The sequence below is a fragment of the Neolewinella litorea genome, assembly GCF_004803465.1.
Classification (GTDB): domain Bacteria; phylum Bacteroidota; class Bacteroidia; order Chitinophagales; family Saprospiraceae; genus Neolewinella; species Neolewinella litorea.
The window spans coordinates 164602-180302 of record NZ_SRSF01000004.1 but is presented as its reverse complement, the minus strand read 5'-3'; the positions used below and the strand labels follow the sequence as shown (position 1 = coordinate 180302).

At 61.2% G+C, this 15701-nt stretch carries 17 protein-coding genes and 1 tRNA gene; 3 read left to right on the top strand and 15 right to left on the bottom strand.

All coding sequences use genetic code 11. From position 1 onward, the window contains the following. Positions 1-145: 145 nt before the first annotated feature. The 11 genes from E4021_RS11510 to E4021_RS11465 form a co-directional block, all read right to left on the bottom strand. The gene (locus E4021_RS11510; RefSeq protein ID WP_168797577.1) at positions 146-1321 is read right to left on the bottom strand and encodes an aspartate aminotransferase family protein; all 1176 of its coding nucleotides are present in this window, start codon (positions 1319-1321) and stop codon (positions 146-148) included. A 31-nt stretch (positions 1322-1352) separates the two neighbouring features. After that, on the bottom strand, positions 1353-1856 hold the full coding sequence (locus E4021_RS11505) for a DUF4252 domain-containing protein (RefSeq protein WP_136459506.1): 504 nt from the start codon (positions 1854-1856) through the stop codon (positions 1353-1355). Positions 1857-1877: 21 nt separating this feature from the next. Continuing rightward, positions 1878-2378 carry a DUF4252 domain-containing protein gene (locus E4021_RS11500; protein ID WP_136459505.1) on the bottom strand — a complete coding sequence of 167 codons (501 nt, stop codon included), beginning with the start codon at positions 2376-2378 and terminating at the stop codon, positions 1878-1880. A 38-nt stretch (positions 2379-2416) separates the two neighbouring features. Continuing rightward, positions 2417-2884 carry a hypothetical protein gene (locus E4021_RS11495; protein ID WP_136459504.1) on the bottom strand — a complete coding sequence of 156 codons (468 nt, stop codon included), beginning with the start codon at positions 2882-2884 and terminating at the stop codon, positions 2417-2419. Continuing rightward, entirely contained in the window at positions 2881-3384 is a 504-nt protein-coding gene (locus tag E4021_RS11490) for an RNA polymerase sigma factor (RefSeq protein WP_168797576.1), read from the bottom strand. Before E4021_RS11490 ends, E4021_RS11495 begins: the two co-directional genes overlap by 4 nt. A 437-nt stretch (positions 3385-3821) precedes the next feature. Then, positions 3822-4859 carry an SPASM domain-containing protein gene (locus tag E4021_RS11485; protein ID WP_136459502.1) on the bottom strand — a complete coding sequence of 346 codons (1038 nt, stop codon included), beginning with the start codon at positions 4857-4859 and terminating at the stop codon, positions 3822-3824. Positions 4860-4933: 74 nt separating this feature from the next. Then, positions 4934-7594 carry a DUF5916 domain-containing protein gene (locus E4021_RS11480; RefSeq protein WP_168797575.1) on the bottom strand — a complete coding sequence of 887 codons (2661 nt, stop codon included), beginning with the start codon at positions 7592-7594 and terminating at the stop codon, positions 4934-4936. A 70-nt stretch (positions 7595-7664) separates the two neighbouring features. After that, complete coding sequence (locus E4021_RS18120; protein WP_168797574.1) at positions 7665-8411, bottom strand: DUF4097 family beta strand repeat-containing protein; 747 nt, start codon at positions 8409-8411, stop codon at positions 7665-7667. Between the two features lie 11 nt (positions 8412-8422). Further along, entirely contained in the window at positions 8423-9217 is a 795-nt protein-coding gene (locus tag E4021_RS11475; protein WP_136459500.1) for a hypothetical protein, read from the bottom strand. 2 nt (positions 9218-9219) lie between these two features. Next, positions 9220-9975 (bottom strand): HEAT repeat domain-containing protein, encoded by a 756-nt coding sequence (locus E4021_RS11470; RefSeq protein ID WP_136459499.1) that lies wholly within the window; start codon positions 9973-9975, stop codon positions 9220-9222. Further along, positions 9972-10496 carry an RNA polymerase sigma factor gene (locus E4021_RS11465; protein WP_136459498.1) on the bottom strand — a complete coding sequence of 175 codons (525 nt, stop codon included), beginning with the start codon at positions 10494-10496 and terminating at the stop codon, positions 9972-9974. Before E4021_RS11465 ends, E4021_RS11470 begins: the two co-directional genes overlap by 4 nt. A gap of 1194 nt (positions 10497-11690) precedes the next feature. On the opposite strand from E4021_RS11465, the gene E4021_RS11460 reads away from it, so the two are divergent. Continuing rightward, positions 11691-11873: a hypothetical protein gene (locus E4021_RS11460; protein ID WP_136459497.1), complete on the top strand. Its 183-nt coding sequence runs from the start codon at positions 11691-11693 to the stop codon at positions 11871-11873. A 2-nt stretch (positions 11874-11875) separates the two neighbouring features. Here the strand turns inward: E4021_RS11460 and E4021_RS11455 are convergent, their stop codons facing one another. Both E4021_RS11455 and E4021_RS11450 read right to left on the bottom strand, forming a co-directional pair. Further along, positions 11876-12328: a cytochrome B gene (locus tag E4021_RS11455; protein WP_136459496.1), complete on the bottom strand. Its 453-nt coding sequence runs from the start codon at positions 12326-12328 to the stop codon at positions 11876-11878. Positions 12329-12370: 42 nt separating this feature from the next. Next, positions 12371-13450, bottom strand: a complete 1080-nt coding sequence (locus tag E4021_RS11450; RefSeq protein WP_136459495.1) for an AI-2E family transporter — start codon at positions 13448-13450, stop codon at positions 12371-12373. 96 nt (positions 13451-13546) lie between these two features. Here E4021_RS11450 and E4021_RS11445 point away from each other — a divergent pair, with 96 nt between their 5' ends. Then, positions 13547-13957 (top strand): secondary thiamine-phosphate synthase enzyme YjbQ, encoded by a 411-nt coding sequence (locus E4021_RS11445; protein WP_136459494.1) that lies wholly within the window; start codon positions 13547-13549, stop codon positions 13955-13957. Here the strand turns inward: E4021_RS11445 and pnuC are convergent. Both pnuC and E4021_RS11435 read right to left on the bottom strand, forming a co-directional pair. After that, positions 13922-14578, bottom strand: a complete 657-nt coding sequence (pnuC, locus tag E4021_RS11440; RefSeq protein ID WP_136459493.1) for a nicotinamide riboside transporter PnuC — start codon at positions 14576-14578, stop codon at positions 13922-13924. The two genes, E4021_RS11445 and pnuC, sit on opposite strands and share 36 nt — an antisense overlap. 33 nt (positions 14579-14611) lie before the next feature. Continuing rightward, a complete protein-coding gene (locus E4021_RS11435; protein ID WP_136459492.1) occupies positions 14612-15526 on the bottom strand; it encodes a PfkB family carbohydrate kinase in 915 nt (304 codons plus the stop codon). 74 nt (positions 15527-15600) lie between these two features. Between E4021_RS11435 and E4021_RS11430 the strand changes: the two genes are divergently transcribed. Then, a tRNA-Asn gene (locus E4021_RS11430) sits at positions 15601-15674 on the top strand. The last annotated feature ends 27 nt before the right edge of the window (positions 15675-15701 follow it).

The window sequence follows — 15701 nt, the reverse complement described above, 5'->3', positions numbered from 1 at the left end:
CCAAGCAAAGTCAATTCCGTAGGGAACCGGGGGAACGGGTTTTGCCAAATCGAAAATCGTAAATGGTCCCACGAGCGAAGCAAGCAGATAGCAGCGGCAGCCAAAGGGTAAATTGTACCATTGTAAATGGAAGATGTTAACCACCCTATTCCCCAAGCGCCGCAACAATCACCCCGCAAGCCCAATCAATCTCTTCCTCGGAAATGGTCAGAGGCGGGGCAATGCGCAGGCTGCGCTCGTTGAAGAGGAACCAGTCGGTGATGAGTCCGCGCTCCAGGCAGCCGGCAATGGTCTGCTGAACCTCGCCGAAGTCGGCCAGTTCCACGGCCATCCATAGACCGGCCGAACGAATCTCGCGAATGCGGGGGTGCACCAACAAGCGCCGAAACCGGGCTTCCTTTTCCTTCACCGCCGCAATGATTTCTGGCTGTTCCACCAAAGTGCGCAGGGTCGCCAGTCCGGCCGCGCAACTCACCGGGTGGCCGCCGAAAGTGGTGATGTGCCCCAGGACGGGGTCGGAAGTAAGCGCCTGCATCACCTCCCGTCGCGCCACGAAGGCCCCGAGGGGCATGCCCCCGCCGAATCCCTTGGCCAGCAGGAGAATGTCGGGCACCACGCCGTACTGCTCGAAGGCAAAGAGGGTTCCGGTACGGCCCATGCCGGCCTGGATCTCGTCGAGGATCAGCAGGGCACCGGTTTCATCACAGCGGCGGCGCACGGCCTGCAACCATTCCGGGCGGGGGGTGCGCAGCCCCCACTCTGCCTGCACCGTTTCCAGGACCACGGCGGCGGTGTGCTTCGTAATGCGGTCCAGCCCCGCGTCATCATTGAATTCCAGGTGGGTAATTCCCGGCAGAAGGGGGTGGAAGGCCTGGGTAAAGTCCTTGGGCCACATCAGGCTCGCCGCCCCCTGGGTGCTGCCGTGGTAGGCGTGGGTGGCGGCCACGAATTCCGCGCGACCGGTGTACCGCTTGGCCAGTTTCATGGCCCCCTCGGTGGCTTCGGTGCCGGAGTTGGTGAAGTAGACGTTGTCGAGCTCCGGCGGCAGCTGGGCGCAGAGCAAGGTGGCGAGTTCGACCTGGGGACTCAGGACAAACTCCCCGTACACCAGCGTATGCATATAGGTGGCCGCCTGCCGCTGTACCGCCTGCACCACGGCGGGGTGGTTGTGGCCCAGGGCACTCACCCCGATGCCGGCGATGAGGTCGAGGTAGCGTTTGCCGGCGGTGTCAATGAGGTAGACCCCCTCCCCACCCGCGATTTCCAGGGCCATGGGGGCCGGACTGGTCTGGGCAAGGTGTTTCAGGAAATTGGCGCGCATCCGGCAAAAGTACGGTGCCGCGCCGGGGTGGCTAAAGACGCTGGAGGTCGCCGACCAACCGACCAAGTTCCTGGGCGGTAAGGTCGGTGCGGGCCGAAACCAGGGTGGTCCGTTCGTCCTCCCGCACTACGGCCACCAGGTCCCTGATCTTCTCATTTTGGTAGCGCACACTGAGCGTTACCCGCTGCCCCTCCGGCGTCCGTACTTCGGCCCAGCGTTCAAAGCGCTTATACCGCTCCAGCACGTAGAGGAGGTTGACGACGCTGTATTCCGGCTCCGGGAAATCGTCGTCCAGGTAGGAGACCAGCCGCACGGTACCGACTTCGCCCAGCAGGCGGAAGACAACCTTCTCCCCGGGGTCATCGGTACTCACGGTGGCCACGTCGCTGGCCAGGCCAATCAGCCAGCCGGGTACTTTCACCGCGGCGTTCTCCGCGCCTTTCCGGTGCACCTTGATGAAATCCTTGATGACGGCCTCCTGCGCGCCCAGGGCGGCGGACCAGCAACAAAAGCAAAGGAGTAAAAGGCGTAGCATGATCTTGTCTTTAGCGGTTGTTTATTCGAGGGCCTTTTGCAGCTGCCCCAGTTTGCTCAGGTCGATGCTGCCAACGAAGCTTAGCATCGCGAAGCTGTCGTCGGCACCGACCAGGAGAAAGAGTTCGTTGATGGCAGCCCCCTCATCCTGGATGAAGGCCTCTACGTTCTGTCCGTCCTGGGTACGCACCTTGAAGAGTAATTCATAGGCATCGGTGCCGATGCGGCCCTTCGCTTCCCGGTAGAATTTAAGGGGCGTGATGTCAGTGTGCAAGACGCGGATGCCCTGCAGGTCGCGCACCACTTCCAGTACGGCGGCCACTTCCTTTTCGTCCATTTCGTCGAGATCGAACTGCGCGTCCTTGAAGAGCGTGAACATCTTTCCGCTCACGTACACGGCGGTGAAGCGCTCGTCGTCGACGTACTCGCTGAAGTAACTCGAGATGGCATCCAGCGGCAACTTGTTTTGCGCGGACGCGGGTGCAGCACACAGCAGGAACAGCAGGGCAATGAGGTATTTCATTTTTACAGGCGTTGGCGCAGCGGTAGCTGGCGGGTGATTCAATGGATGATTTGGTCTGCCTCGCGGAGTTCGCGCAGGGTGATGGCGGGCCCTTGGGTCAGTTGACGGGAGGTCGACTTTAGTACTGTCCGCAGGAACAGCAGGGCTTCTTTCTCGTCCGTTATCTCGTGGCGGCTCCAGTCTACCGGCGCGGCTTCCGCCACCGGGAAGGCGGTCGGGGTGGGCGATGGCTTCAAGACCAGGCCACGGGCCACCAGCAGCAGCAGGAGGGCCGCCGCAAGGGTAAGCAACAGTCGCGGCAGTCGCCGAGGCCGTAGGGTCCCCACCCTTGCAGGGGCGGCAATACTTGCCTCGCGGTCCCAGTACGCAAACAGGGGGGCGTACACTTTTAAATCTTCCGCAACGTGCGAACCGCGGAAGTATTTCTTCAGGGCACGCTCCTCCTCCAGGGTGGTTTCTCCGGCGAAGTAGCGGTCCAGGAGTTCGGTGATGCGTTGGTGCTTCATCGTTCGATTATCTTTTTCTCCAGCAGCAGTCGGCGCAACTGCCGGCGGCCGCGGTGGAGGTACACTTTTACTTGGTCCAGGGTCAGACCGGTGGCTTCCACGATCTCGCGGTAGCTCAGTCCTTCCACTTCGCGCAGTTGCAGTACGGTGCGCTGCTCCGGACTCAATTTGGCCATTTGCCGGTCGATCTGCTCCAGCGTATCCCGCGACTCCACCAGCCGGTGGGGTGTCTGCAGGTGGTGGTCAGCGGGGGCTGCCGCACTTTCGTAGCGCGTGCGCGCCTTGCGCGACCGCAGCCGGTCGATTGCCCGGTTGTGGGTCATCCGCAGCAGCCAGGCCGGTGGGTTGTCGAGCCCGACAATCTCCTCCTGCTGTTTCCATCCGCTCAGCAATACTTCCTGCACCACGTCCTCCGCTTCACTGCCGTCGCCGGTCATCCGCAGGGCCAGCCGGTACAGGCGGTCGCGAACGTTTTCAACTAGAGAGGTAAAGCTTTGCACGTTGGCGCGTTTGAAGGGTACACGTAGTAACCTAGCCCCTTTGTTACAGCCCCACCCACTTTTTTCGACCAATCCTTCTCCCGCCATTGCCGACTACCCGATTGTAGTATGCAGAGAAAAGAGGGATCTCTAATAGTTGCTACGTCAAAGGCGGGAAAGTCCGCGTCAGTCCGCGAGCAACGCGAGCAAAAATCTGCGCCAACATCAGCGCAAGAATCTGTGTGATCTGCGGTTTAAAAAACCCTCAAGCGCCGTAAGCGCTAAAAATTTACCGCAGATTCCGCCGACTGGGGCGCGGATTAAGGCGCAGATACATCCCCTCGAACCTAGATAATCGAGCCAAGCAAGCAAAAAAATCCGCGCCAAAATCAGCGCAAGAATCTGTGTAATCCGCGGTTCAAAAAAGCGCTAAAGCGCCAACTCATACACAAACCCCCTCATACCTCAGCGCCCAACCATACCTCGCACCCCTCGGTACAATTCTTGCAAATGTCAATCTCCGAGCGGCCGGTCAGCAGCTTGGTGCGGAAATCGTCGTAGGCCGGGCCATCCCACACTTCGTCCAGGGACTGCGATTTCACGTCCCCGAGGCGGTGGGTGACGTCCTTGTCGAAGCAGCAGGGCGCTACCAGCCCGTCCCAGGTAATGACGCAGCTATGCCACAATTTCCAGCAGTGGTTCTGCAGCTTATTCTTTAGACCGTAGGTGCCGTCGTCCTTGCGGTAGTAGCGGGCGTACTTTTCCTGTTCGGGCATAAGGGGATTGCCGTGCTCGTAGTCGTAAAGCTGGGCGGATTTAAACTTTACCTCATCAATGCCGATCTCATCGGCCAGGCGGACCACCTCGCCCATCTGGTGCTCATTGGGCTTGACCACCAGAAACTGGAAGATTAGGTGGGGGGTGGCCGACTTCAGTTCTCGCTTCCAGCGGACAACGTTGCGGGCACCCTGGAGGACGGTCTCGAGTTTGCCCGATTTGCGGTACTGCTCGTACACTTCCTGGGTCGTGCCGTCGACGCTGATGATGAGGCGGTCCAGGCCGCTTTCGATGGTGCGGCGGGCGTTGGCGTCGTTGAGGAAGTGACCGTTGGTGGAGGTAATGGTATACACGCCGCGGTCGGTGGCCTCGCGCACCATATCCAGGAAGTCGGGATTAATGTAAGGCTCCCCTTGAAAGTAAAAGATGAGATACAACAGCCGGTCGGCAATGTCGTCCAGGGTGCGGCGGAAGAAGTCGGCCCTGAGGTTGCCGGTGGGGCGCGTAAACTGCCGCAGCCCGCTGGGGCACTCCGGGCACCGCAGGTTACAGGCGGTAGTGGGCTCGAAGGAAACAGTGAAGGGCTTACCCCACACCACCGGGCGCTGCAGCCAGCGGGTGGCGTAGTAGCTGGCGATGACCCGGGTGGCATTCACTACCCGCCGTGGCGTGAGCTTCCGCAGAAAATTGAGGGTATCGCGGGGGTACAACTTCGCCATGCGCCAAAGATAAAGGAACCGGTCGGCGGTGCCGACCGGTAACCCAAAAAGACTATGTAATCAACTAAACTGCTTCATCGCAACCACCGGTAGGTGACTTTTACCAGGAAGTTGTTCCGGACGTCCTCGGAAAAGATGTTGTTCCCCAGGCTGTGCAGCAGGCCCTGTCCCGGATTGCCGCTGGCGGTATTGCCCTGCGACCACACGAGGTACAGCTCCGAGCCGGGCCGGTACTCCCAGCGGAGGACCATATTCGACCGGAACTGAATGAAGTTGAAGTCGGGGTTACCCACCCGGTACCGCCCCGCGGGCCCCAGCAGGTAGCTGTCGGATTCCATATCGTAGGTCACCTCGTCCGCGGCAAAAGCCACGAAGCGCTCGCCGAAGGTTGAGGCGAGTCCGTCGCCGGTGAAGGTCTTGAAATCACGGTAACGGCCCTGACTGATGAAGGGCTGTCCGTAGTACTGGACGGTCAGGTCGGGGGTCAGGTTATAGGTCAGGCGCAGGGTGGTACTGAAGGTGCGCTGATCCACCGCGCCGACGATGTATTCAGGCCCGGACTCGCCTTCAACCCGCGTCACGTACTGATCCGCCCGGTCGAAGGTGGAGTAGGTGGGTTCCAGGTTCATGGAGGCTGCGTCGAAAGGTTGCCACTGGACAAAGAAGGACATCGAACGTTGCCGCTCCGTACCGTCGAAAGACTGAAACGAGTAGCCTTGCGTCCCGATGGTCGCCTTCTTGCGGTTGTCGGAAACCACGTAGCCGAAGTATTCGTAGCCGGGACTTTGCCGCAGGAGGGGTCCGCCGCGCAGGTCCGTCTTCGATGCCCGGTAGACCACGTAGGTGGCGCCGGTGCCGGCGCGCATAAAGTTGGTAAAGTTGGCGTGGGTATTAAAATTGGCGGCCTGGCCCAGGCTGGCACCACCGAAGTCGAAGGTGCTATACAGGTTACCGTTCACCTGGAAGCGCCGGAAGATGGAGAAGGGCTCCTGCCACCGCCGTGCCGCCCACCCGAAGTAGTTGATCTCGTCGGCCGACCGCATGAAGCCGATATCGTTGATCTCAAAGCCCGGCGACCGCCACGTGGCCCCGGTTTCGAAAATGAAGTTGCCTCCGAGATTGCCCACTTTCAGTAGTCCACTGCTGCCGTTGAGCCGGGTGGCGGTACTGTCCACCGAAAGATGCTCGGCACCCGGGCGCTGGAAGAAATGCTCGAAGCCCGTTTGCGTTTGGAGGATCGCCTCCCGGCTGCCGCTTACGGAGGAGAGTACAGTATTGCCCGCCACGTACCAGGATCGATCGTCCCAACGGTGGGTGAAGTCGACGCCGCCGGAATACGCTTCGCGGTGCAGGAAACCCAATTCGGGATCGTCGTTCAGACTACGCTGTACCCCCGTCAGAATGGCCCCCACGTAGGTATCGCCGCCCCGGAAATCCTGCTGGATCCGTCCCACCTGGTAGTTGGTCATGGGCTCCACTACCGTCTCGCTGCGCTCCCCCGCCAGGTCCAGCGTGGCCATCTCCCGCTCGGTCATGCTTTCCAGCAGGCCCACCGAGAGGCCGGATTTGGTCTTGCCGCTGAATTTGGCCGCCCCAAGGATCGTGGTGTTGTTGGGCTGATCGACGTAATAGCGGCCGGCGGCATTGGAAGAAAGTATCCGGTGCGGACTGCCCCCGATTCGGCGGGAGTAGAACAGGAGATCGGAGGTATGGCGACCGCCCGCCTGTGCGTCCGACAGGCCGAATTCAAAGATATTCTGCCCCTCTACGAAGAAGGGCCGCTGCTCCCGGAAGAAGATTTGGTAGCCGTCGAGGTTCAGGGCACCGGGGTCGGCCTCTACCTGGCCGAAGTCGGGGTTGATGGTTAGGTCAAGGGTGAGGTCATTGGTGATACCGACCCGGGCGTCCAGTCCGGCCGAAAGCCGGTTGTCGGTGCCGTCCACAAAGGGGTTGTTCTCCTCAGCCGGGAAAGTGGAGCGCTGGGCCACCACGTAGGGCTGGACTTCGAGGGTACGGCGGGGCTGCAGGTCACGGAGGCCGCGGAGTTCCCCGAAGCGGCTCACCCAACCGGAGGCCGTGCGCGAGCGGGGTTGCCAGATACTGCGTTCGTCCATACGGAAGTCGCGGCGGGTAGATTGGATGCCCCATACCTGATCGGCCCCGGCCGAAAACCGGATCTGGGAGAGGGGGATGCGCAGCTCGGCCGTCCAGCCGGCGGAATCGATCTGGGTGCGGGTCTCCCAGATGGGGTTCCAGGAACTGTCCCAGTTGTTGCCGTCGTTGGAAATGAACTCATCGCTCTTCACCCCAGAAGCCGAAACTGTAAAGGAAAAGGCGGTACGCTTGTCGTGGTAGCTGTCGATGTTCAGTTCCACCCAGTCGCCAGGAAATTGGTCGCGGCGCGCCATCCGTTGCTCGATGAGTTCCGGCTGATCGTCTTCACAGCGGTAGGCTACGTAGAGGTTGCGGTCATCGTAGAGAAATTTGATGAAGGTCCGCCGTGTCGGTGGGTCTCCCGGGTTGGGCTCGAATTGCATGTAGCCCCCGCTCCATTCCACCAGGTTCCACGCCGCCTCGTTTGGCGTGCCGTCGATGACCGGCACTTCCGTCGTTACCCTTTGGGTGTGGTATACCCGCTGGGGGTACTCCTCCGTCGCGGTGGCGTCCGACTGCGCGACCAGTAAAAGGGGGAGCGCAAGGACGATGGTGGGGATCAGGAACCCTCTCAATTTCATGCCGGGTGTATTTACTGGGTAGTGAGCAATGAAAGGACGATGCGTCGCAGGCAGGGTTGCAACCCGGAGCTCAGCGGGTGATGCGCAGGTAGACGTTGTTGTAGGGCGACTTGCATTGCACCCGCGCGCCGCCGCCGTTGATGGTGCCCTTGATGCGCTCGAAGAAGTTGCGGTGTTCACTGGCTGTGGCGTCGATGGCGATGTCGAAGTCGGTGAGCAGGTTCTCGTGCTCGGTTTCCAGCTCCAGGTCGGCGGTGGCATCCGCGGGTAGGGCCAGGTCCACGTCGCCGTAATTGCTGTAGAGCACCAGGTCGTCGGCCCGGTCCGCCGCACGGTAGGTCACGGTGACGGCGCCGTAGGTGGATTCCACGGCCTGTAGTCCGCTCACGTCGTCCACTTCCACGGCACCGTAGAGCGTCTTGATGTGGACCGTAAGGCCGGGCGGCACGGACACCAGGAGGCGGGTATCGATGTTGTGGTCGCTGTAGCCGACCTGCTTGCGGCCCGAGATGATCACTGTATCAGCGGTCATGGCCGACTTGAGGTCGTCTTCCAGGGGGTGGGTTTCGGTGATGCGGAGGCGTTGGCCGTCGCGGCTCACGGCCAGCTTACCGAGTTCGGGGCGGGGCTTACCGGTCACGGTGATACGGTGGTCCACCTCGACGGCCGGTCCGCTGCCGGCAGACAGTTCCACGGTGCTGAAATGGGCGTCTACGATGAGGGTGAGGGCGTCCTCGACGGGTATGGAAGTAGGGTTGGACTGGGCATGAAGGTAGCCGGCGGCCAGGAGGAGGCCGCTAATGAGGTAGCGTAGCATGGCGATGAAATTTACTTTTTGCGGAGGTACAGGTTGGAGTAGGTCGAAGTCAGGGCCAGCAGGGTGCCACCGCCGCCGATGGTGCCTACCAGGGTGCCGGGTTTGACCGCGTCGGGCTCTTCGCGGTCGCGCTCCCCGGAGCCGTTGGCGGCCAGCGTATTAGACTTGATCTGCAGGTCGAAGTCGGTAAACATGTCGCCGTAGCCCGTCGACAGCCGCAGGGTGGCCCGGGTGACCGCGGGCAGGGTTACGTCGACGCCCGCGTAGGTAGAGTGCAGCCTGGCTTCTTGCGTGGGCGGACTGTCCCAGGTGGCGGTCACTACATCGTAGATGGTGTTGACGGCCAGGGGGCCGGTGGCGTTCTTCAACTGCACTTCGTGGTACATCATGCTCACGTCGAGCGGACCGGCGAAGTTTTCCACGGTCAGCCCCCCACCCCGTTCGGTACTTTGCTCTACGGTCACGCGGGCGCTGTTCGGTACGCGCACGGTGAAGGCCTTGTCGGAGCTGCCGACGGGCTGGATGAGGATCCGCCCTTCGCTTTCGGTGACGCTCAGACCCAGTCCGGTATTATCGCGCAGGCCCAGGGCACTGATCTTGCGTAGTCCGGCCGCGCGCCGGTCGTCTTCGCCGGAGGTGCCTTCGTGCTCGATGACCAGTTCGTTGCCGGAGGTGCCGATGAGGGTCATTTCCCCCATTTCGCTGAATTCAATGGCCTTGCCGGCCACGGCGATCTTGAAGTTTTGCTGGGCGGTCAGGGAGGCCGTCAGGCACAGGAAAAATAGGATATGGTACAGGGTAGTCATGGTTAGATCAATTTAAAGGTGCCGAGTTCCGCCGCGTCGCGTAGGGGGCGGGGCACGGTATCGTTACGGATGAGGTTTTCTAGGTAGGGCAGCACGCGCCGTTCTTTCAGTCCGACCAGGGTTTCCAGCAGTTGGACCTGCACGGCGGGGGGCGGGTCGCCGGCCATGGCGGCCAGCATTTCGTCGCGGGCGGCGGGGGTGCCGGCAAAGCGATACAGAGCGTCCAGGGCGGCCAGCCTGACGTTGGTGTTGGGGTCGGTCCGCAGCAGGTGGCCCAGGTTGGCGATCACTTCGGGGTCGGCTACGGGCACCTCCAGACTCACGGTGGCGGCACGCATCCGGGTCGTGCTGTGTTCGGCCTGCATCAGCTCCAGCATGAGGGTGCGCGTGGCGGCGAGTTGCCGCTCCATTTCCGCGGTATCACTGCGCCCCGCGTACCAGCCTACTGCGTAGACCAGGAGCAGGAGGGAAGCGGCCACACCCAGCAGGAGGGCGGCGGCGCGCGGGTACCGCATCCGGCGAATGCGGCCGGAGTCGGTGGTTTCCGCGGCCAGCATAGCGGCGAACCGGGCATCGGCGGCCGGGCTGGGCGCTGGGTCAGTGGTCTGGGAAAGCTCGCTTTGCATTCCGCGCAGCGCTTCCAATTCACCCTGCAGGGCGGGATTGCGGGCCAGCTGCCGGTCGAACTCTTGCCGGCGTTCGGGGGAGAGTTCCCCGGCCAGGTAGTCGATCAGGTCGGCTTCGGTGATGGGCTTCATAGGCGGTTTGCGTTGTGGTAATTGGCGCGTAGTTGCTTGCAGGCGCGGTGCATGCGCACCTTTACGTTGGCTTCCGTGGTGCCGAGTACGGTGGCGATCTCGGCGTATTTGAGGTTGCGTTGCCAGGCCAGTTCGACCACTACCCGGTAGGGGTCCGGCAGGGCCGCCAGGGCGCGGCGACAGTCGAAAATCGGTTCGGGCTCTTCCTGGCTTGTCTCGGTCGGGACGTCCACCTCCTCAAGGGTCAGTCTCCCCTCCCGGCGCAGGTGGTCCTGGTAGGCATTCCGGGCGATGGCAAAGATCCAGGCACGGAAGGACTGCCCCTCGCGCCAGCTCGACCGGTACCGGAGGATGCGCTCAAAAGTGTTCTGCAGCAGGTCTTCCGACGTGGCGCGGTCACCACCCGCGCGGTTCATCAGAAACCCGAATACCGGTGTTTTGTACCGACCGTAAAGCTCCGCCAGCCGACTCGTCTGGCCTTTGGCTACTTCACTCATCAATTCTTCGTCGGTCGGCGACACGGGCGTGCTTGGTTTCAGAGGGGATACTCCCGCTTTTGCTGAAGGTTACACTTTTGTGGATGTTTTTTTGCGCGCGAAGCCCATTCCTCGGTTCCCTCGGAATTGACTCCGCTAGTCGGATACCGTCCCTTTCAGGGCCGGGCGGTAGTGGGCCTCCAGGTCCGATGGGATCGATATGATCGCGAAGCCCATTCCGCGGTTCCCCTCGGAATTAACTCCGCTAGTCGGATATCGTCCCTTTCAGGGCCGGGCGGTAGTGGGCTCCAGGCCCGACGGGATCGATATGTTCGCGAAGCCCATTCCTCGGTTCCCCTCGGAATTGACTTCGCTAGTCGGATACCGTCCCTTTCAGGGCCGGGCCGGTGGGGGGCCTCCAGGTCCGATGTTGCAGGGGCTGTGGACACTGCAACGTGCTGATTGTAGAAATGATACCAACCCGGACTGTTCCGCGTATCGCGCCTGGAGTCGCTCAACCCGCTGCTGCTCCCTACGGGTTGGGGGCCTCCAGGCCCGATGGAATCGATATGTCCGCGAAGCCCATTCCTCGGTTCCCTCGGAATTGACTCCGCTAGTCGGATACCGTCCCTTTCAGGGCCGGGCCGTAGTGGGCTCCAGGCCCGATGGGATCGATATGACCGCGAAGCCCATTCCTCGGTTCCCTCGGAATTGACTTCGCTAGTCGGATATCGTCCCTTTCAGGGCCGGGCCGGTGAGGGGCCTCCAGGTCCGATGTTGCAGGGGCCGTGGACACTGCGACGTGCTGATCGTTGGAATGATATTAACCCGGACTTTTCCGCGTATCGCGCCTGGAGTCGCTCCGCCCGTGGGATAAGCGGGTTGAGGGCTTTCCAGCCCGATCGGCTGAATCACCTTAGCTTGTTGAATCGCGCCTGGAGTCGCTCAGCCCGTGGGGTAAGCGGGTTGAGGGCTTTCCAGCCCGATCGGCTGAATTACCCTAGTTTGCTGAATCTCGCCTGGAGTCGCTCATCCCGCTGCTGCTGCTCACGGGTTGAGGGCCTCCAGGCCCGATGTTGCAGGGTACGTGAACACTGCGACGTGCTGTGCCATGTAGCAAACGCCAGGACCTCGCAGCGTGCCCGACGCAAGGGGGACCTGAGAGGGTCCGGTCAGCAGCCCTCACGGAACAAGCCCGACACTGGGCCGTTCCAATCCAGGAGCCACCTTAACCTAGCTATGTCCCCACGGAATACTGCACCTGCGCCCGCGCCCGAAAAGAGGCGCACCTCCACCTTGAAGAAGGTGGTCTACGTGATTATCCTGCTGATCGCGCTGTCGCTGATCCTGCAGGCATTAGGCTTGGGGGTAGTCGATCAGCGGGAGGAAGATACCCTGATCGAACGGCCGCACGCGGAATAAAACTAGAACCAGCCACCCATGAGTCCCTCGCGCCATGGCCAGGGAATGGACAGCAGGATGATCAGCAAGCCGATGGAATAGAAAAGGGCGATGGTCTTCCAGCCCTTGTTGAGTTCCGCCTGCCGCTTGGCCCGACTGTACCCGATGGTGATGAGGATGATCGCGATGATCATGCCCGCAAAGTGCTCCACGGTGTAGAAGCGGAGCTGTGGATCGCCCATGATGTCGCCTTCGAAGCGGACGTAAGGACTCAACCAGAGATAGAGCGCAAGGCCCAGTAGCAACTGAATGTGTACGGAGATCAGTCCGAAGAGCGCCAGCTTGTCCTTGCCGGGATATACCGTGCCGCCCTTGCGCCGCGACAGGGCCCGCCCGATAGCCGCGATAAGCAAAATGAGGACGACCCAGCGCAGGCCGGAGTGAGCGTGTTGAACGGCGGTGTAGAGAACTCCCATATACGATTGGCTAAGGTGGGCCGCAAGATAGTCCGTCCCGGCCTATTCCTGCCCGAGGAGGTAGGCGTAGTCCTCCATGCCGTTGACGTGCTTGAAGATGATGCGGACAATGGCTACTACGGGAATGGCCACGATAGCGCCCACCGCACCCCACATAACGGTGAAGCCGATGACGGCAACGATGGTAGTGAGGGGGTTAATGTCCACCTCGTCGCCCACGATGAGGGGGGTCAGAACATAACTTTCCAGCGTTTGGGCCAGGGCGATGGTGCCCAGCACGCCCAGAATCATATTCGTACCCCCACCGCTGGCTATGGCAATGGCTACGGCGATCAGTCCGCCAATAATGTTACCGAGATAAGGGATGATGCTCAAGATGGCCACCAGAAAAGCAATGACGATGGCGTAGTTCAGTCCGACGATCGTAAAGCCAATGCCGTAAAGCACCGACAGAATGAGAATCAGGATGAGCCTCCCCTTGAGGTAATTTTGGGCCACGTCCGTAGCTTCGTTCATGGCCTGGTGGGCCTCGCCGCGGTGCTCATCGGGGGTGCGGCGCAGAACGAATTCCCGCAGGCGCTCCTTCTGGCTCAGGAAAAGGACCACGTAGACGAACATAAGCAGAAAGTCGCCCAATACGCTGAGCGTCTGGGAAAGCGCCCCCTTGATGGTGCCGCTCCCGATGGGCAGATCCTGCAATAAGCTTGAGGAGCCGGTAGAGGTGGCGGTGCTGTCGGCACGGGGAGAGGAGGCCGCGTTTTGTTGCGTTTCCCCTTCCCCCCCGGGGAGCATGGGGATCTTTTCTCGGACGTTTGCCAGTTGCTCGGTCAGGCGTTCTTCGATCTGTGGCCAGTTCTGGGAGAACCGCGCGGCCTGCTTGCCGATCGCAAAGAAGATGCCCGCAAAAAAGAAAAGCAGCAGGAAGGTAGCGCCGGCTATGGCGAATCCGGGCTTCCAGCCCCAGCTGCGCAGTTTGTTGTCTACCGGATCAAGCAGGATGGCGAGCAGTCCGGCGATGGTCAACAGGACCAGGATAGATTTTCCGTAGTAGAGGATCGCTACCACACCAAAAAGCGCGGCCAGCCGAAGGACGAAGCTTACCAACTTATCAGATACCTGCATAGGGGGGTACGGTTATGTTTTACTCTTTGATAGGTCTGAGGGGGGGTCTCTGTTCACTCCGGTGTATTTTTGCGGTCCATCTATCCCCCTCGTACCGTGGTTTCCCAAAAAGCATTCCGTCTTTCTCCCCGCCCGCGCGGTTTCCACGTCGTCACCCGTGAGATCATGGAAGAGCTTCCCGACCTGCCGCAGACGGGCATGCTCCACCTCTTCATACAGCACACGTCGGCGGCCATTACGGTGAACGAAGCGGCGGACCCGGACGTCCTTACCGATTTTGAGTCGATCTTCAACCAGCTCGTACCTGAGAACCTGCCCTTCCTTGTGCATACCCTTGAAGGGCCGGACGATATGCCCGCGCACATCAAGGCGGCCATGATCGGCCACAGCATCGTACTCCCTATCACCGATGGCCGGTTGGCGCTCGGCACCTGGCAGGGAATTTATCTATGCGAATTCCGGAACCGCGCCTCAGCGCGCTGTCTCGTGGCCACCATCTACGGCTGATCGCCAGGTAAGGTAACCGTAAATGGCCATCACGATATAGAGGATCATCAGCAGGGCAAACAGCAGGGCGCCGGCGCGCAGGTAGATGTAGACGTAGACCGCGTCGATCACCATCCAATAAATCCAGTTGTCGAGCCGCCGCCAGATCAGCAGGAAGGTGGCCACCACGCTGAATGAGGTAGTGACGGCGTCGAGGTAGGTCTGCGTAGCCGTGGACACTGAGCCCACCAGATATCCCAGCAGCAGGCCCGTAGTTAGACCCAGACCGATCACCGTAAGGTGTTCGCCCGTCTCCATACGGCGTATGTCGCTTTCCCCGTCGGCCACGGGGTCCCGGGCGATGCTGTCGAGCATCTCATTGGGTGGACTTACCCGGCGCGATCGTTGCCAGCGGAAAAGGCCTACGCCGGCCATAACCAGGTAAAACAGCTGCAGGAGCGCATCCGAAACCAGTTGGTAAACGATCAGCGACTGGTAAGCCCACAGCGTGGCGCTCAGGGCGGCAAACAGCCAACACCAGTTGTTGTCGCGCGCGGCCAGGTATACATAGGCAAGGGCCGTCAGGGTGGCGGCCCACTCCACGGCGTCGGTAGCGTAGACTTGTGCGAGAAGTTCCTGCATTGGCCCGGCCGGGTTGCGATTGGTGCTTGCTGCCTAGATAGCTACGTGGATCAGGTCGGCAAACCGCTGCACGCGGTGGTCGATCTGTTCCCGGTCGAGGCCCTGCATGCGGCGGGTACCGAAGTCTTCCACCACGAAGCTGGCCATGGCCGAGCCGTAGATGACCGCCCGCTTGAGGTTGGCGAAGCTAAGGTCGTCGGTAGCGGCCAGATAGCCCATCAGGCCACCGGCGAAAGTGTCGCCGGCACCGGTGGGGTCGACCACTTTGGGCAGCAGGAGGGCCGGAGCGGAAAACAGCTCCTCCCCGTCGAAGAGCAGGGCACCGTGCTCGCCCTTCTTGATGATGAGGATGCGGGGACCCATTTCCACGATCTTCGCGGCGGCCTTGAGCAGACTGAGTTCGCCGCTCAGTTGGCGGGCCTCCTCGTCGTTGACGATGAGCACGTCGATGCGTCGCAGGACGGCCTTCAGGTCTTCCAGGGCGTGGTCCATCCAGAAATTCATGGTATCAAGGGCCACCAGCTTGGGCCGACCCTCGAGCTGGTCGAGTACGCTCGACTGTACGGCCGGGGTGAGGTTGCCGAGCATGATGTAGTCGGTACCGCGGTAGCTGGGGGGAACCTTGGGATTGAAGTCAGCCAGGACGTTCAGCTGGGTGTCTAGGGTGTCGCGACCCATCATATCGTCGTGGTAGCGGCCGGCCCAGTAGAAGGACTTGCCATCGGGGATGACCTCTACGCCCTCCAGGTCGGCGCCCCGGCGCTCCAGATCGGCCAGAAAAGCATCGTTGAAGTCGCCGCCGATAACCGACACCAGCTGCACGGGCTGCACGAAATAGGTGGCGGCCATGGCGATATAGGTGCAACTGCCCGCCTCAATCATTTTTACTTCTCCGTAAGGGGTGTAAACGTCATCGTAGGCCAGGGTTCCGACTGCGAGCAGGCTCATATTTTTAATTTTAGGCCGGCAAAGATTGCAAAATAAACCCGGACCACGTAAATTTGCGTCCGCTTAAGCGCCCCGCCTCAGTAGCTCAGTTGGTTAGAGCGGCGGACTGTTAATCCGTAGGTCAAAGGTTCGAGCCCTTTCTGAGGCGCACAGCAAGTTGCAAACCCCGCTTCCT

Excerpts from the sequence above, each read along its gene's own strand:
- E4021_RS11510 (WP_168797577.1), bottom strand. The coding sequence starts at position 1,321 with ATGCGCGCCAATTTCCTGAAACACCTTGCCCAGACCAGTCCGGCCCCC.
- E4021_RS11505 (WP_136459506.1), bottom strand. The coding sequence starts at position 1,856 with ATGCTACGCCTTTTACTCCTTTGCTTTTGTTGCTGGTCCGCCGCCCTG.
- E4021_RS11500 (WP_136459505.1), bottom strand. The coding sequence starts at position 2,378 with ATGAAATACCTCATTGCCCTGCTGTTCCTGCTGTGTGCTGCACCCGCG.
- E4021_RS11495 (WP_136459504.1), bottom strand. The coding sequence starts at position 2,884 with ATGAAGCACCAACGCATCACCGAACTCCTGGACCGCTACTTCGCCGGA.
- E4021_RS11485 (WP_136459502.1), bottom strand. The coding sequence starts at position 4,859 with ATGGCGAAGTTGTACCCCCGCGATACCCTCAATTTTCTGCGGAAGCTC.
- E4021_RS11480 (WP_168797575.1), bottom strand. The coding sequence starts at position 7,594 with ATGAAATTGAGAGGGTTCCTGATCCCCACCATCGTCCTTGCGCTCCCC.
- E4021_RS18120 (WP_168797574.1), bottom strand. The coding sequence starts at position 8,411 with ATGCTACGCTACCTCATTAGCGGCCTCCTCCTGGCCGCCGGCTACCTT.
- E4021_RS11475 (WP_136459500.1), bottom strand. The coding sequence starts at position 9,217 with ATGACTACCCTGTACCATATCCTATTTTTCCTGTGCCTGACGGCCTCC.
- E4021_RS11470 (WP_136459499.1), bottom strand. The coding sequence starts at position 9,975 with ATGAAGCCCATCACCGAAGCCGACCTGATCGACTACCTGGCCGGGGAA.
- E4021_RS11460 (WP_136459497.1), top strand. The coding sequence starts at position 11,691 with ATGTCCCCACGGAATACTGCACCTGCGCCCGCGCCCGAAAAGAGGCGC.
- E4021_RS11455 (WP_136459496.1), bottom strand. The coding sequence starts at position 12,328 with ATGGGAGTTCTCTACACCGCCGTTCAACACGCTCACTCCGGCCTGCGC.
- E4021_RS11450 (WP_136459495.1), bottom strand. The coding sequence starts at position 13,450 with ATGCAGGTATCTGATAAGTTGGTAAGCTTCGTCCTTCGGCTGGCCGCG.
- pnuC (WP_136459493.1), bottom strand. The coding sequence starts at position 14,578 with ATGCAGGAACTTCTCGCACAAGTCTACGCTACCGACGCCGTGGAGTGG.
- E4021_RS11435 (WP_136459492.1), bottom strand. The coding sequence starts at position 15,526 with ATGAGCCTGCTCGCAGTCGGAACCCTGGCCTACGATGACGTTTACACC.